The 15507-nt window shown below is 69.2% G+C and carries 15 protein-coding genes, 1 tRNA gene and 1 pseudogene; 8 read left to right on the top strand and 9 right to left on the bottom strand.

Going from position 1 to position 15507, the window contains the following annotated elements; genetic code table 11:
• Window positions 1–18: 18 nt before the first annotated feature.
• The 7 genes and pseudogenes from FRZ61_RS23020 to FRZ61_RS22990 form a co-directional block, all read right to left on the bottom strand.
• Window positions 19–1308, bottom strand: coding sequence for a glutamate-5-semialdehyde dehydrogenase (locus tag FRZ61_RS23020; protein WP_151119937.1), 1290 nt, complete (start codon window positions 1306–1308; stop codon window positions 19–21).
• Complete coding sequence (gene proB / locus FRZ61_RS23015) at window positions 1305–2441, bottom strand: glutamate 5-kinase (protein WP_151119936.1); 1137 nt, start codon at window positions 2439–2441, stop codon at window positions 1305–1307. The genes FRZ61_RS23020 and proB overlap by 4 nt, the downstream gene beginning before the upstream one ends.
• On the bottom strand, window positions 2438–3511 hold the full coding sequence (gene obgE / locus FRZ61_RS23010) for a GTPase ObgE (RefSeq protein WP_151119935.1): 1074 nt from the start codon (window positions 3509–3511) through the stop codon (window positions 2438–2440). The genes proB and obgE overlap by 4 nt, the downstream gene beginning before the upstream one ends.
• Window positions 3508–3969, bottom strand: a complete 462-nt coding sequence (locus FRZ61_RS23005) for a bleomycin resistance protein (RefSeq protein ID WP_151119934.1) — start codon at window positions 3967–3969, stop codon at window positions 3508–3510. Before FRZ61_RS23005 ends, obgE begins: the two co-directional genes overlap by 4 nt.
• A gap of 114 nt (window positions 3970–4083) precedes the next feature.
• Window positions 4084–4341 (bottom strand): 50S ribosomal protein L27, encoded by a 258-nt coding sequence (gene rpmA, locus FRZ61_RS23000; protein ID WP_151119933.1) that lies wholly within the window; start codon window positions 4339–4341, stop codon window positions 4084–4086.
• 243 nt (window positions 4342–4584) lie between these two features.
• Window positions 4585–4896: pseudogene (rplU, locus tag FRZ61_RS26725) on the bottom strand (50S ribosomal protein L21); the annotation flags it as partial.
• Window positions 4897–5093: 197 nt separating this feature from the next.
• Window positions 5094–6104, bottom strand: a complete 1011-nt coding sequence (locus FRZ61_RS22990) for a hypothetical protein (RefSeq protein WP_151119931.1) — start codon at window positions 6102–6104, stop codon at window positions 5094–5096.
• A gap of 172 nt (window positions 6105–6276) precedes the next feature.
• Between FRZ61_RS22990 and FRZ61_RS22985 the strand changes: the two genes are divergently transcribed.
• The 3 genes from FRZ61_RS22985 to FRZ61_RS22975 all read left to right on the top strand — a co-directional run bounded on the left by FRZ61_RS22985 (window position 6277) and on the right by FRZ61_RS22975 (window position 7984).
• Window positions 6277–6366 (top strand) — tRNA-Ser (locus FRZ61_RS22985).
• 161 nt (window positions 6367–6527) lie between these two features.
• Window positions 6528–6764 (top strand): GIY-YIG nuclease family protein, encoded by a 237-nt coding sequence (locus FRZ61_RS22980; RefSeq protein ID WP_151119930.1) that lies wholly within the window; start codon window positions 6528–6530, stop codon window positions 6762–6764.
• 116 nt (window positions 6765–6880) lie between these two features.
• Entirely contained in the window at window positions 6881–7984 is a 1104-nt protein-coding gene (locus tag FRZ61_RS22975; RefSeq protein WP_151119929.1) for a class II histone deacetylase, read from the top strand.
• Between the two features lie 134 nt (window positions 7985–8118).
• Here FRZ61_RS22975 and FRZ61_RS22970 read toward each other — a convergent pair whose 3' ends face one another.
• The gene (locus FRZ61_RS22970; RefSeq protein ID WP_225308964.1) at window positions 8119–10449 is read right to left on the bottom strand and encodes an HAD-IC family P-type ATPase; all 2331 of its coding nucleotides are present in this window, start codon (window positions 10447–10449) and stop codon (window positions 8119–8121) included.
• Window positions 10450–10477: 28 nt separating this feature from the next.
• Window positions 10478–11317, bottom strand: a complete 840-nt coding sequence (locus tag FRZ61_RS22965; RefSeq protein ID WP_151119928.1) for an oxidoreductase — start codon at window positions 11315–11317, stop codon at window positions 10478–10480.
• A 496-nt stretch (window positions 11318–11813) separates the two neighbouring features.
• Here FRZ61_RS22965 and FRZ61_RS22960 point away from each other — a divergent pair, with 496 nt between their 5' ends.
• The 5 genes from FRZ61_RS22960 to FRZ61_RS22940 all read left to right on the top strand — a co-directional run bounded on the left by FRZ61_RS22960 (window position 11814) and on the right by FRZ61_RS22940 (window position 15497).
• Entirely contained in the window at window positions 11814–12146 is a 333-nt protein-coding gene (locus FRZ61_RS22960; protein WP_151119927.1) for a BufA1 family periplasmic bufferin-type metallophore, read from the top strand.
• 71 nt (window positions 12147–12217) lie between these two features.
• Window positions 12218–13111, top strand: a complete 894-nt coding sequence (gene bufB, locus FRZ61_RS22955) for an MNIO family bufferin maturase (RefSeq protein ID WP_151119926.1) — start codon at window positions 12218–12220, stop codon at window positions 13109–13111.
• Between the two features lie 25 nt (window positions 13112–13136).
• Window positions 13137–14114: a hypothetical protein gene (locus FRZ61_RS22950; protein WP_151119925.1), complete on the top strand. Its 978-nt coding sequence runs from the start codon at window positions 13137–13139 to the stop codon at window positions 14112–14114.
• Window positions 14115–14238: 124 nt separating this feature from the next.
• Entirely contained in the window at window positions 14239–14988 is a 750-nt protein-coding gene (locus FRZ61_RS22945; protein ID WP_407657879.1) for an HvfC/BufC N-terminal domain-containing protein, read from the top strand.
• Window positions 14985–15497 (top strand): DoxX family protein, encoded by a 513-nt coding sequence (locus FRZ61_RS22940; protein WP_151119923.1) that lies wholly within the window; start codon window positions 14985–14987, stop codon window positions 15495–15497. Before FRZ61_RS22945 ends, FRZ61_RS22940 begins: the two co-directional genes overlap by 4 nt.
• The last annotated feature ends 10 nt before the right edge of the window (window positions 15498–15507 follow it).

Raw genomic sequence — 15507 nt, 5'->3', positions numbered from 1 at the left:
TCCAGCCTTGGCAGGGTGTCAGGGGCGCACCTGGCCGCTGCCGCGCACCAGATATTTGTAGCTGGTGAGCTGCTCGGCGCCGACGGGGCCGCGGGCATGGAGCTTGCCGGTCGAGATGCCGATCTCGGCCCCCATGCCGAACTCGCCGCCATCGGCGAACTGGGTCGAGCTGTTATGGATCACGATGCCGGCATCGACCTCGGCCATGAACTTCGCGGCCGCCTTCTCGTCGGCGGTCACGATCGCCTCGGTATGGTGCGAGCCATGGCGGTTGATATGGGCGATCGCCTCGTCGACGCCGTCCACGACTTTCACGGCGATGATGGCGTCGAGATATTCGGTATCCCAGTCCGTGTCGTTGGCGAGCGTGACGCGGTGGTCGAGCGCGCGCGTCTCGCTGTCGCCGCGGAGCTCGCAGCCGGCCTTGGCGAGATCGTCCAGGATCGGCGGCAGATAAGTCTTGGCGACGCGGCGGTCGACCAGCAGCGTCTCGGTTGCGCCGCAGATGCCGGTGCGGCGCATCTTGGCGTTGAGCACGATCCTCCGCGCCATGGCGAGATCGGCGGCGCCGTCGACATAGGTATGGCAATTGCCGTCGAGATGCTTCAGTACCGGGATGCGGCTCTCGGCGGCGACGCGCTCGATCAGCGACTTGCCGCCGCGCGGGATCACCACGTCGATCAGATCGTCGAGCTTGAGCAGCTCGCCCACCGCGGCGCGATCCTGGACCGGCACGCGCATGACCGCGCCCTCGGGCAGACCCGTGCTTTTGAGCGCGCGCTTCAAGCTGGCGAGGATGGCGCCCGAGGAATTCACGCTTTCCGAGCCGCCGCGCAGGATTGCGGCATTGCCGGCACGCAGGCAGAGGGCCGCGGCATCGGCCGTTACGTTCGGCCGCGATTCATAGATGATCGCGATCACGCCCAGGGGCACGCGCACCCGCGCGATATGAAGCCCGTTGGGCCGGTCCCATTCGGCCATCACCTGACCCAGGGGATCGGGCAGGGCCGCCACTTCCTCGACGCCCTTGGCCATCGCCTCGACACGGCTGGCGTCGAGCTTGAGGCGGTCCTTCAGCGCCGGCGTGAGGCCGCTCGCGGCTACCATGTCCTTGTCGTTGGCGGCGAGGATGAGCGCGGCGTCCTCGCGGATCGCGGCCGCCATGGCCTTCAAGGCGGCGGTGCGCTCGGCGGCGCTGGCGAGCGAAAGCGCCGCCGCCGCATCCTTGGCGGCGCGCGCCACGGCGCGGACCGACGCGGCGAGCGCGGCGCCGTCGGGCTTGGCTTGGGGTTGGGCAGCGGCGCTCATGACCGGCTCAACACGAGATCGTCGCGGTGGATCATTTCGTCCCGGCCACGATAGCCGAGCAGGGCTTCGATTTCACGGCTCTTATGGCCCTTGATCCGGCGGGCATCCTCGGCCGAATAGGCGGAGAGCCCGCGGGCCACCTCGCGGCCCTGGGCGTCGGCCACGATCACGGCATCGCCGCGCTCGAAGCGGCCCTCGACCGTGACCACGCCCGCCGGCAGCAGGCTCTTGCCCGAGCTCAGCGCCTTCAAGGCACCGTCGTCGACCACCAGCTTGCCCACCGGCTTGAGGGCGCCCTGGATCCAGGTCTTGCGCGCAGTGAGAGGTGTCGCCGCGGGCAGGAACCAGCTGCAGGGGCCGCCCTCGCGGATCGCCTTCAGCGGATGCAGCTGGCGGCCGTTGGCGATCGCCATGCGGCAGCCGGCGCCGAGCGCCACGCGCGCGGCCGCGAGCTTCGTCACCATGCCGCCCGAGCTGTAGCCGGGCAGCGCCTCGCCCGCCATCGCCTCGATCTCGGGCGTGATCTCGGTCACCTCGGGAATGAAGCGGGCCTCGGGGTTGCGGCGCGGATCGGCGGTATAGAGCCCGTCGATGTCGGAAAGCAGCACCAGCGCATCGGCGCTGACCATGGCGGCAACGCGGGCGGCGAGGCGGTCATTGTCGCCGAAGCGGATCTCGGCGGTCGCGACCGTGTCGTTCTCGTTGATCACCGGCACGCAAGCAAACCTGAGCAGCGTCTGCAGCGTCGAGCGGGCATTGAGATGGCGCCGGCGCTCCTCGGTGTCGCCCAGCGTCAGCAGCACCTGCGCCGCGGTGATGTCGTGGCGCGCCAGCGTCTCCTGATAGGCGTGGGCGAGGCGGGCCTGGCCGGTGGCGGCGGCCGCCTGCTTCTCCTCGAGCTTGAGGGCGCCGTCGAGCAGGCCCAGATGGCGCCGCCCGACCGCGATGGCGCCCGACGAGACCAGCAGCACCTCGGTGCCGGCTTGACGGATCTCGGCCACATCGTCCGCCAGCGCGTCGAGCCATTGCCGGCGGATGGCGCCGGTCTTCTCGTCGACCAGCAGCGCCGAGCCGATCTTGACCACCAGCCGCTTGCTCTGGGCGAGGCCGGATTTCGTGCGCGTGCCGTTCATGCCTCGTCATCCTCGGCATGAGCGTCGTCCAGATCGATCGTCTCGGCGGCCTTCGCCGCCTTGGCCTCGGCTTCCGCGGCGCGATAGGCCTTCACGTCGGCATAGGCCGCGCGCATCAGCTCCTTGATGCCCTTGCCGCTGGCGCCGGAGATGCGGAACACCTTGCCCCCCGAGGCGCGCGCGAGCTTGCGCGCCTTGGACTGGATCTCGGCGTCGTCGAGCGCGTCGCATTTGTTGAGGGCGAGCAGTTCCTTCTTCTCGGCGAGACCGCCGCCATAGGCCGCCAGCTCCTCGCGGATGGTGCGGTAGTCGCGCGCCACGTCGTCCGAGGTGCCGTCCACCAGATGGATCAGCACGCCGCAGCGCTCGACATGGCCGAGGAAGCGCGTGCCGAGGCCCGCCCCCTCCGAGGCGCCCTCGATCAGGCCGGGGATGTCGGCCAGCACGAACTCGGCGCCGTCCGTCAGCACGACGCCGAGCTGCGGATGGAGCGTGGTGAAGGGGTAGTCGGCGATCTTGGGCTTGGCGCGGCTCACGGCGGCCAGCAGCGTCGACTTGCCGGCATTGGGCAGGCCCACGAGCCCGGCATCGGCGATCAGCTTGAGCCGCAGCCAGACCCAGCGCTCCTCGCCCGGCCAGCCGGGATCGGCGCGGCGTGGCGCCTGGTTGGTCGAGGTCTTGTAGTGGTTGTTGCCGAAGCCGCCATCGCCGCCCTTGAGGAAGACCACGCGCTGGCCGGGCTCGGTCAGGTCGAGCAGCACGGTCTCCTTGTCCTCGTCGAGCACCTGCGTGCCCACCGGCATCTTGATGACGAGATCGGGGGCGGCGGCACCGGTGCGGTTCTTGCCCATGCCATGACCGCCCTTGGGCGCTTTGAAATGCTGCTGGTAGCGGAAATCGATCAGCGTGTTCAGGTTGGGCACGGCCTCGATGACGATATGGCCGCCGCGCCCGCCATCGCCGCCATCGGGCCCGCCGAACTCGACGAACTTCTCGCGATGGAAACCGACGACGCCGGCGCCGCCATCGCCGCTGCGCAGATAGATCTTGGCCTGGTCGAGGAACTTCATGACACGATCCTCGCGCCTGCATCCGCGTGATCCAGCGGCCGTTCGCCCAGATCCTGGCAGAAGCGCAGGAGATAGCCGTCGGGATCCTGCACCAGGAACTGGCGCTGACCGACCAGCCGGTCGCCCGCGCGATACCAGGCGCTCTCCGGCGCGCGATAGAGCGCGATGCCGGCCCGGGCCAGGCGCGCCAGCAGCCCGTCGAGATCGCCGGTCTCGATCTGGAAATTGATGCCGCGGCCGAAAGGCGGCGACATCTCGCCCGTCAGCCAGCTCGCCTCGTCCTCGATCTGCTCCAGCATGAGCTGGGCGCCTTCGAACTCCAGATAGGCGAAGGGCGGGTCCTCGCGCCCATAGAGCCGCGCGAAGCCCAGCACCTCGCCATAGAAGGCGAAGCTCGCCGCGAAGTCGCGGCAGAGCAGCTCGGGCACCAGGCGATTGAAGGCGATCGGGGCGGTCATGGTTCGGTCGATGGACAGCGTTGGAAACCGGGCAAAGGAAAAGGGGGAACGGCGACGCCGTTCCCCCTTCCGATTTCCGTCTGTCTGGCCTGGGGCCGGCGTCGCTCTATGACGTCAGCTCTGCGGCTCCACCGAGACGAAGGTCCGGCCGCCCGTGGCGCGCTTGAAGCGGACCTTGCCGTTGCTGGTGGCGAAGATGGTGTGGTCGCGGCCCATGCCGACATTGGCGCCGGGATGGTAGGTGGTGCCGCGCTGGCGCACGATGATGTTGCCGGAGAGCACCGTCTCATCGCCGTACTTCTTCACGCCGAGGCGCTTGCCGGCCGAATCGCGGCCGTTGCGCGAGCTGCCGCCTGCTTTCTTGTGGGCCATGAGTAATTACTCCTCGCTCTTCTTCGCGGCGGCCTTCTTCTTGGCAGCCGGCTTCTTCTTGGCGACCCCCTTGGACGCTGACTGGGGCGCCGCTTCCTTCGCCTCGACCGCCTTCTTGGCGACGGGCTTGCGCTTGGCACCGGTGACGGTGGCCGCGGTTTCCTTCGCCTTGGCGTGCTTCTCGGCGCCGGCCTCGGCCGCGGCCTTGGCGGCGTCCTTGGTCGAAGCGTCGGGCTTCTTGCCGCCGGTCAGGATGTCGACCACGCGCAGGAGCGACAGCGGCTGACGATGGCCGCGCTTGCGCCGGTAATTGTGGCGGCGCTTCTTCTTGAAGATGATGACCTTGTCGGCCTGGACTTGGTCGAGGAGGGCGGCCGCGACGGTGGCGCCCGCGACGAGGGGCTTGCCGACCGTGGTGTCGGCGCCGTCACCGATCATCAGCACCTCGGTGAACTCGACGAGATCGCCGGTCGAGCCCGGAACGGTCTCGACGCGGATGATGTCGTTCTTGGCGACCTTGTACTGCTTGCCGCCGGTCCTGAACACTGCGAACATGGCTTAAACGCTTGATTTTGTTATGGAAGCGGCGTCCGCCGAACGGGCCGGCCGACGCGAGGGCCGGACTATAGCCGGAACCGCCCTGCTGTCAACTTGATTCCACCCCCGCCGGGGCCGGGAAACCTTGCGGGGCAAGGCGTTTAGGGGCTTCCCCGCCGCCTTGGGACGTTTGGTCGCCCTGGGAGCATCCCCGCTCAGGCCGCCAGCCGCAGCGGCCGGGTCGCGGGCCCGTCCGGCTCGAAGCCCCAGACCAGAAGCTCGCCGGTGCGGGCATTGGCCTCGACCGCGAGCCGGGTATCGCCACTGAGGATCGGGGGCTGGAGCCAGTCGAAATCGCGCCCGCCGCGGGCCAGGCTTTCCAGCATCAGGCGCCGGCGCGGGCCGGTCTCGCTGCCGCGCGGCTGGCCGGCGATGCGGGGCCCCAGGAAATGGTTGGAGACCGCGGCCGGGGCCTCGTGCAGGAACGCCTTGTTCTCCAGCCGCTCGATGACGGTGGCCTCGTGCGGCTTGGTGCCGGCGAGCACGAAGAAGGCCGGCAGGCAGAGCGGCGTCTCGGCGATCATGCGCCGGGCTTCGGCGAAATCCTTCGCCTGCTCGAACACGCGGCGCAGCAGATGGGCGGGCGGCAGCGCGCGGCTGCGGCTCACCTTGATGCGGTCGACCAGCCAGTCGGCGGCGAGGAGGCCGGTGCGCCGGCGCAAGGGCGGCTGGTTGAAGGCCGCGGCAAATCGCCCCGGCGCCATCGCCGTCAGCGTGCCGACGAAGCCGGGCCAGGTGACATTGAGCCAGGGCCCGGCTGGTGCCTGCTGGCGCGCCACCACCACATGCCGGCCGAGGCCGGGCAGCGGCCAGTCCAGCACGCGCAGCATGCGGCAGCCCTCGCGCCGATGGTCGCGATCGGCGCCCGTGGTGCAGGCCCATTCGTAGCTGATGTTGAGAAGATGCGTGCCGGGCGCGCCCAGCGCCGCCGCGATCTCGTCGATCTCGATCAGATAGGGGTTGGCCTGTTTTTCGAGCCAGCGTCGCGACCGCTTGTCGCCCCAGTTGAGGGCCCAGCCGGGATAATGCGCATGGCCGATGCCGAGGAGGGCCGCCGCGCGCTGCCGCTCGCGCCGGGCGAGCTCGGCGGCATTGCCGCTCTCCAGATCCACCACCGGGATCTCCGGCAGGGTCCGGTGGTCCGGGGCCTGCAAGGCGATGTTCATGGCGGCAGGAATAGTGCCTCGGCCGCCTTTAAACAACCGATAAGCCCGGCGGGATAAGCTGGCCGTCGATGCTTGCCCTGGCCCTAGGCCTTGGTCTAGGTTCCGCGCCGTTCCGGAAAGCCCCGAGGCCCGTCTGCGGCCTCCGGCGGAACAGCCCCCAACAGGGCGCCACGGACGGGTGGCAGAGTGGTTGAATGCACCGCACTCGAAATGCGGCATACTCGCAAGGGTATCGGGAGTTCGAATCTCCCCCCGTCCGCCACCCTACGCCTTCGGCTTCGGGTGGCAGGCCACGAAGTGGACTGACACGCGAAGGCGATGAGGCGTGGGAGTGTCCCCCGAAGCTCCACTTGGAGCGTAGGGGGACAGCCGAAGCGACGCGATGCCCCTCTTGCCTTCTACTTTTGAGGGGCACGCTGACCCGTGTGGTTCGTCTGCTTCCTTCAGCTCGGCAATGGCGACATCTATGTTGGCTCAACCAACAACCTTGAGCGCCGGCTGAGCTCTCATCAGGAAGGCCAGGTTCAGTCCACGAAGGCGCATTTACCCATCGCGCTGAAATCTTATGTCGCGGTGGCGACGGAGGAGAATGCGCGGGCGCTGGAGCAGTATTTCAAATCCGGTTCCGGTAAGGCGTTCGCCACCAAGCGCTTCTGGTAGCGGTCGAGGCAGCATGAGGCGCGATCGTCTCATCAAAGCTCGCCCCTGCCCGCAGGGAGCGGATATGCTCGGCCCCATCGCAGACTAAAGAGTCACTCGATCGGGGACATGGAGCGATGGCGACGGGGCTGGTGCATGACGAACGGTTCTTCTGGGTCGAGCTGGGGGCCTATCTGCCGCTGGGGCCGCTGACGCAGCCCTTTCCGGCCATGGACAGCCCCGACGGCAAGCGCCGGATCCTGAACCTGCTGCGCGCGAGCGGTATCTTCGATCAGCTGACCTCGCTGACGCCGCGTATGGCCACCGAGGACGAGCTGGCCCGCATCCATACGCGCGACTATATCGCCCGCGTCAAGGAACTCAGCGAGGGCTATGGCGGCCCGGTCGGCGACTACACGGCGATCTGCGCGGGTGCCTATGACATCTGCCGTCTCGCGGCGGGCGGCTGCATCACGGCCTTCGACGCGGTTCTCGACGGGACGGTGAGCAACGCCTTCGCGCTCGTCCGCCCCTGCGGCCATCATGCCGAAGCCGACCGGGGCCGGGGGTTCGCCGTCTTCTCGAATGTCGCGGTCGCGGTGGCGGATGCCAGGGCGCGCCGCGGCTTGAGCCGCATCGCCGTCATCGACTGGGACGTGCATCACGGCAACGGCACGCAATGGTCCTTCTACGAAGATCCGAGCGTGCTCACGATCTCCATCCATCAGGACCGGCTCTATCCGCTCGAAAGCGGCGCCCTGGAGGAAACGGGTAAGGGTGCCGGCGAGGGATACAACATCAACATCCCGCTGCCCGCGGGCAGCGGCCATGGCGCCTATGTCCGCACGATCGAGCGCGTCGTCCTTCCCGCGCTTCGTGCGTTCAAGCCGGAGCTGATCGCCGTAGCCTCGGGCTTCGACGCCAATGTGCTCGACCCCCTGGCGCATATGCTGTGCCACAGCGGGACGTTCCGCGAAATGACGCGGCTGGTGAAGCAGGCGGCCGAGGATCTCTGCGGGGGCCGCCTCGTCGTCTGTCTCGAGGGCGGCTATGCGCCGGTCTATATCCCCTACTGCGCCGCGCCGGTCATCGAGACGCTGGCGGGTCTGCAGACGCAAATCGACGATCCCATGCATGACTGGGTCAGCAACATGGGCGGGCAGGAACTGCTGCCCCACCAGGAAGCCGTCATCGAACGTGCGGCCGCCCTTGCTGCACGCGTGCCCTCGCCGCGCGCTTGAGAATCCGGAGGTCGGCTCCGCGGCTGCGGATCGGACACCGCCATCGGCCCGTCTTTCTGGTTGGATAGCAAGCTACAAAGCCGATTGACGCATGATCGCGGTCCCGGCGCGGCCTCGGCGTTGTCGGAAACCTCTCACCGCCGGTCGATCGGCAGCCAGCGCAGCATCGCGACCTTCACCAAGTCCAGCACCAGGCCGTAGCCGAGGCTGCCGCCATAGAGCGAGAGCACGAGCCAGCCCGGCAGCGCCGCCATGAACCAGCCTGCCCAAGCGAGGGCCGAGGCCAGCGCGGCCGCAGCCGCGATCGCCGCGAGCAGCACCAACGCCGGGCGGGAATGCCAGACATGGCCCCGCGCCCGCAGGACGAGCCCGGTCATCTGGCCCGCCAGCACCAGCGTCAGGAAGGTCAGGGTCCGCATCGTCTCGGCATCGAGCTTCAGCCGGAACCAGCCGAGCGCCAGCACGGCCATGACATAGAGGAGCTTCACCGAACCCAGCGGCAGGGCCGCCAGCACCAGCTCGCGGATCTTCCAGGCATTGGGATAAGGCGTCGGCTTCGCGCGGTCGGCCGCCCGGGCCATCATCGGGATGTCGCCGGTCAGCATCCAGATCGCCTGCAGCAGCGGCGTCATCACCGCATGGCCCGTCATCACCAGGCCGCCGCCCATGACGATCAGCGTCACCGCCTTGCTGACCAGCATGCCCAGCGTGAAGGTCAGCACGCGCTGGAAGGCGGCGCGGCCTTCCTCGATGCAGGCCAGGATGCCGCGCAGGCCGGGCGCGGTGAGCACGAGCCCGGCGGCGGATTTGGCGACATCCGTGGCGCTCGCCACCGCGATGCCCATCTGCGCCTGGCGCAGCGCCGGCGCGTCGTTGGCGCCATCGCCGCACATGCCCACCGCATGTCCCTGGCGCTGAAAGGCGCGGACGAGCCGGAACTTGTCCTCCGGGAAGACGCCGGCATAGACCGCATAGTCCCGCGGCCCGACGCTCTCGGGGATCTTGCCGGGCGGACAGACCGGCCCCTGCAGGCCGATGGTGCGGGCGACCGTGCCGGCGGTCTCGGCGGTGTCGCCGGTGACCATGACGGCACCGATACCGAGCCCCCGCAATTCAGCCAGCAGCGGCGCGGAATCGGGGCGCGGCGGATCGCTGAGCCCGATCAGGCCGATCACCGCCATGCTGTCCGGCGCGCCGGCGGCGATGGCGAGGACGCGGCTGCCTTCCCCGGTCATGCGCTTCAACGCGGCTTGCGCCGAGGGATCCAGCGGCGCCAGGGCGGCGATCGCGATCGGCGAGCCCTTGGCGATGCGCAACGGGGCACCCGACGGGTCGGCGATCAGCGCCTCGGCCATCTTGGTGGCCGGATCGAAAGGCGTGAAGCGGATCACCGGCAGGGCAGCACCGCCGCGCTGCGCCGCGGCCGCCCGGATCGCTGCATCGACCCGGTCCTGGCCGTCGGCCGAGCTGGCCGCCGCCGCGCGGCTGAGCAAGGCCGCCTCGGTGAGACCGTCCACGAGCGGCACCACGCCGCTCACGCTGAGACTGTTCATCGTCAGGGTGCCGGTCTTGTCGACGCAGAGCACGTCGATCATGGCCGCTTCCTGCAGGGCCGACAGTCTTGCCAGCAGCACGCCCTCGTCGGCGAGCCGCCGCGCACCCAGTGCCGCCGCCAGCGTGAAAACGGCGGGCATCGCAACCGGCACGGCGGAGAGCAGCGCCGCCAGCACCAAGGGGATGATCTGCACCAGCGTCATGCCGATGGCATAGGCATAGGCGACCATGCCGACGACGATGGCCATGTTCACCGCGGTCAGCGCCTTGACCACGCCGAGCACGGCCTTCTGCTCGCTGCTCTGGACGTCGGCGGCGCGCACCAGCTCGGCGGTGCGGCCGAAATAGGTGCGGGCGCCCGTGGCGGTGACCTCGGCCACGGCCTCGCCGCGGTTCACCAGGGCACCGGCATAGGCCTGCTCGTCCGGCCCCCGCTCCACCGCGACGGATTCGCCGGTCAGCATCGACTGGTCGAGCAGCACCGAGCCCGACAGCAGCTTCAGGTCGGCCGGCACGATGCCGCCGAGCGAGATCTGGACGATGTCGCCCTGCACCAGTGCCGCCGCCGGCATATCGGACCATGAGCCGTCGCGGCGCACCCGGGCGCGCGGCGCCAGGCGCTGGCGCAGAAGTGCCAGCGTCGCGCTGGCACGGCCCTCCTGCACCATGGCGAGCACGACATTGATGAGCAGCAGGGCGGCCACCATCGCCGCTTCCACCCCCTCGCCCGCCACGAGCTGCAGGAGGATGGTGACCTCGAGCATCCAGGGCACCGGCGCCCAGAAATGCCGGAGCGCGCGGCGCAACGGATGCTCGGCGGTCTCGACCATCTCGTTGGGGCCGGATTCCGCGAGGCGACGGTTGGCCTCGGCCGCGGAGAGGCCCGCCGGCAATCCGGCGTTAGCGGGCAAGCCTTGATCGGCTGTCACGTGAGGGTCGTCACGCGGGAAAATCGGCCGACAGGCCGAGCTCGCGCCAGGCCTCGACCTCGGCGAGCCGTTCGCGCAGCGTCTTCGTCACCGCATCGACCCCGAACGCACCCAGCACGAGGTGGCGCGGCGGGTTCTCGATCCCGGCGATCCTGATGATCGCCGCGGCGGCGCGGGCGGGATCGCCCGGCTGCTTGCCGCTCCCGGCCTTGGCGTTGCCCATGCGTGCGCCCGCCGTTTCGGCATAGTCGGCGATCCGGTTCGGCGTTTGCGTCATCGAGCGTCCCGCCCAGTCGGTGCGGAACGGCCCGGGTTCGACGCAAGTGACCCGGATGCCGATCGGCTTGCCCTCCGCGGCCAGCGCGTCGGCCCAGCCCTCGACGGCATGCTTGCTCGCGGCGTAATAGCCCGAGCCGGGAAAGCCGATGAAGCCGGCAACCGAGGAGATGCTGATCACATGTCCGCGGCGCTGGCGCCGCATGATCGGCAGGATGGCCCTCGTCATGGCGAAAAGGCCGAAGACATTGGCGTCGAACTGGCGGCGGATCTCGGTCTCCTCGCCTTCCTCGACGGCGGCCATATAGCCATAGCCCGCATTGTTGACGAGGATATCGATCCGGCCGAACCGTTGGAGCGCCGCTTGGGCGGCCGCCTCGATCTGGTCGGTGCGGGTCACATCCAGCGCGAGCGCGAGCGTGGCCGCTTCATGCCCGCCGACCAGGCCCGCCAGCCGTGCCTTGTCGCGCGCCGTGACGACCGCCCGGTCTCCGCGCGCGATCACCTGCTTGGCGAGCTCGTGGCCGAAGCCGGTGGAGCAGCCGGTGATGAACCAGACAGGAGACATTACCATCTCGTCATCCTTTCATTCCTTCGATTGCAGCGCGGAGGCCATGAAGAGAAGCATGCTTTGGTGCCTCGCTCCATCGCCTGCGGGCAGGATGAGTGGCTGTTGCGGCGAGATGACGCCCGGCCGCCGATCGGATGTCCTCCTCATGGCGGCCGGCAGACAGCCGGCATGCCCGATCCGCAAGGGCCCATCCGCCGGCCGCGCCATGGCTTGAACCACCGGATCTGGGGCGCCGTTCCGCCCCGTCATTTCGCGGCGCGCAATCGGAAACCAACCGGCGCAACATCGCTCAATCTTCGCCCACGGCCGATCTCCTAACTTGGATCAGCGGCGGGGAACCATCGCGGGGCCGCTCGCGAGCGGGCGGAGGACGTCACCGTCATCCCGCCATCGGCCCGGACGTCGAGCCGAGCCTTGGCTCGGTCCGGCTTCGGTCGGCCGCCTCGCCCGCGCGGTTCCTCGAGATCGCAATTCCCTTTCCAACGCTGGAGAAACCCTTATGCCCGATCGCACCATGACCGTTCTCGTCGCCGGCGCCTTCGCCGCCGCGCTGGGCGCCCTTGCCGCCATGCCGGCCAGCGCCCAGGAATTCACCGAGGCGCAGAAGAAGATTCAGGAGCAGAACACCGCCCTGGTCAAAGGCGGCACGGTCGAGCCCTGCTTCGGCACCGCGCTCAAGGGGCAGAACGACTGCTATGCGGGCGCCGGCACCACCTGCGCCGGCACGAGCGCCGTCGATTACCAAGGCAATGCCTTCAGGCTGGTGCCCAAGGGAACTTGCACCGGCATTTCCACGCCGAACGGGCCCGGAAGCCTCTCGCCCAAGGCCTGAGGACGTTCCGGCCGGCCGGGCCTCCCCCAGGGCCCGGCCCCCTTTTTCAAGCCCGCGGCGGAGGCTTCCCCATGTCCGAGCCGTCATCCTTCGGCGCCGGTCGCGACCTGCCCCGGCGTGCCGGCGTCGGCCTCAAGGCCGAGCATTACCGCACGATCCTCGAAACGAGGCCCGATATCGGCTTCTTCGAGGTTCACGCCGAGAACTACATGGGTGCGGGCGGCCCGCCGCACCGTTACCTTTCGGCCATCCGCGACCGCCACCCCCTGTCGCTTCACGGCGTCGGGCTCTCGATCGGCGCGGATCGGCCGCTGGACCCGGATCATCTCCGGCGGCTGAAGGCGCTCGTCGCGCGCTATCAGCCGGGGCTGTTCTCGGAACATCTCGCCTGGTCGAGCCACGATGCCGGCTTCCTGAACGATCTGCTGCCCGTGCCCTATACGCTGCCGGCGCTGCGGCGCGTGGCGGACCATATCGACGAGGTCCAGGAGGCGCTCGGCCGGCAGATCCTGCTGGAGAATCCCTCGACCTACCTGGCCTTCGCCGAGAGCTGCTATTCCGAGACCGACTTCCTCGCCGAGCTGGTGCGGCGGACCGGATGCGGCCTCCTGCTCGACGTCAACAATGTCTACGTTGCGTCGACCAACCAGCAGTGGGACCCTTTCCGCTATATCGACGCCTGTCCGCTCGGCGCAGTCCGGGAGATCCACCTGGCCGGGCATGCGCGGGAAGAGGATGAAAGGGGCCGCCCGCTCCTGATCGACACGCATGATCGCCCCGTCGACGAGATCGTCTGGGATCTGTTCGCCCACGCGGTCCGCAGGATCGGTCCGGTGCCGACATTGATCGAGTGGGATGCCAAGCTGCCCGGCTGGCCGGCGCTGAAGGCGCAAGCCGATCGCGCCGAAGGGATCATGCGGGCACAGGCGCCGGCGGCGGCTCGGCTGGCAGAGCCTGTCGGCTGAGCTCCATCAGGAGAGAGGGACGCGGATGGCCACACGCAGGGTTCTTGTCTATTACGCCTGGAGCCGTCCGGGCGAGATCGGCGCGCCGCTCGAGGTCATCGAGAACCGGTTCCCCACGCTCTTCGAAAGCCGCCGGATGGGCTATCCGAGGTTCGAGGAACTATCCGATCCGTCCCGGTACGATCAGAGCATCGCGGGTTTCCTCGACCACATCATGAAGCGCAATTTCACCGCCTTCGTCGAGCTGGCCCGCGTCCTGACCGGCCAGCCCGTGACGGAGATCGAGCGGGTGACGGATGACGGCCGCCTGACCGCGCTCGACGCGGCCGTCCTCGAGGGTGTCGATACGCTCATCGTGATCAGCTTCGATTCGTTTCGCACCGGCCAGGCGGCGCAGGCCGCCGAGATCGCGGCCATGCGGGCTTTCCTCGCACAGCCTGACCATCTCGTTTTCGTCTGTCCTCATCACGATATCGGCGACCTGCCGGCCCTTTCCCACGACGAACGCGTGCAGCGTCAGCTCGCCGAGTTCCGCCACCATGGCGACAAGACGATCCCGCCGCAGCAGCGGTTCGGCGGTTTCGCGCGCTCGCTGCTCGCCGGGCTCGGCCTGCCGGTCGAGAACCGCTTCGGGCTCCGCCCCGCGGCCGAAGCGGACGGATCGCCATCGCCGATCGAAGCCGAGGCGACGCTCGACCGGCTCGGGCTTCTGCGGGGTGTCGGCAGCTTCAACCTGCATCCGCATCTGCCGCAGCTCGAGCGCCTCGGGGAGGCGCGCGTCGGGCTCGAGGTCCTGGCGCGCCAGAAGATCGATCCGGCGGCACCGCCGCATCCCTTCGCGCAGGACCGCACGACCTTCGATGCGCTGCTTCAGTCCCGGCCCGACGCGTTCGCCGGCAGCCTGCTCGTCAGCGACACGACGCTGTGGAGCTCGACGGCCGGCGGCGTCGACAGCCTGCGCCGGCTCTGGACCAATGTGCTCCAGCGCCCGCCTCGGTCGTGACAATCCGATGCCGGCGCGGAGCCCATCTTTGAGGTCGGTTCGCCACGCCGAAGCCGCCGTCGCGGCCGCTCGCGGCCTCGATGAACGCCAACGGCAATTCGCCATGGCGATCCTGGATCCGGACATGCCGGTTCCTCCGGGTCTGGTCGGCCCCGACGGCGCGCCCAGCGCGAAACGGTTTGCCGTCTACCGGAACAATGTCGTTGCCGGCCTGGTCGAGGCGCTGCGGGCCGCCTTTCCGGCACTGCGACGCATCGTCGGCGACGAGTTCTTCTCGGCCATGGCCCGGATCTATGCAGCGCAGGAACCGCCCCGGTCGCCGATCATGCTCGCCTATGGCGCGGGCTTCGCCGATTTCGTCGGCGCGTTCGCGCCGGCGCAAGGATTGCCCTATCTGCGCGATGTCGCGCGGCTCGAGCGGGCCTGGGCGGAAGCCTATCACGCGCCCGAGGCCCGACCGATCGATCCCGCCGCGCTGGGCCGGGTCCGCCCGGACCGGCTTCCTTGTATCCGCTTCGTCCTGCATCCCTCGCTGCGGATCGTCCGGTCGCCCTTTCCCGTGCTCGCCATCTGGCAGACGAATATCGGTGACGGCATGCCGAGCGCCGTCGACATCGCGGGCGGCGGCGAAGACATCCTCGTCATCCGGGCGGCGGCCGAGGTCGAGCTGCGGGCATTGCCTGCAGGTGCGGCCCGCTTCATCCAGGCGCTGGCGACCGGAGCGCCGGTGGCCGACGCGACTGCGCTTGCTCTTGGCGATGAGCCCGGTTTCGATCTGGCTCGGGCGCTGCGCGGCCTCCTCGAGGCCGGCGCGATGGTCGGCTGGAATCTGCCCGAGGAACGGAGCTTCTCCGGGGCGGCGGGATCCGCATGAGCGCCGTCGATTCCCGGGCGGGCGGGCGCTCCGAACGGTTGGTCCGCGGGCTTCTCGGAGGGATTGGGAGGACCGCCGGGCTCGTAGCACCACCGGTGCTGCGGATCGCGCTGGCGCTCCCGTTCTTTCGTTCCGGTCTGACCCGGTGGGATGGCGTCCTGTCGCTTTCGGTCGGGACGACCTACCTGTTCGAGACTCAGTTCAAGCTTCACATTCTGGGCGGGGTCTACGATCTCCCCGTGCCGGACCTGCTGGCGTTCCTGGTCGCCGTCGCCGAGATCGCGCTGCCGATCCTGCTTGTCCTGGGGCTCGCCACGCGGTTCGCGGCGCTCGCCCTGCTCGTCATGACGGGCGTGATCCAGCTGGTGTTTCCCGACGGGTGGGCGAACTTCCACCTCTACTGGGCATCCCTGGCCCTCGCCATCCTGGCGCTCGGTCCCGGTCCGCTTTCGCTCGATCGCCCGATCGACCTGTGGTTCCGCTCGCGCGAGCGGCCGGACCTGGCATGACACCCGGCCT

The sequence above is a fragment of the Hypericibacter adhaerens genome (assembly GCF_008728835.1).
Lineage (GTDB): Bacteria > Pseudomonadota > Alphaproteobacteria > Dongiales > Dongiaceae > Hypericibacter > Hypericibacter adhaerens.
This window is presented reverse-complemented; position numbering and strand designations above follow the sequence as displayed.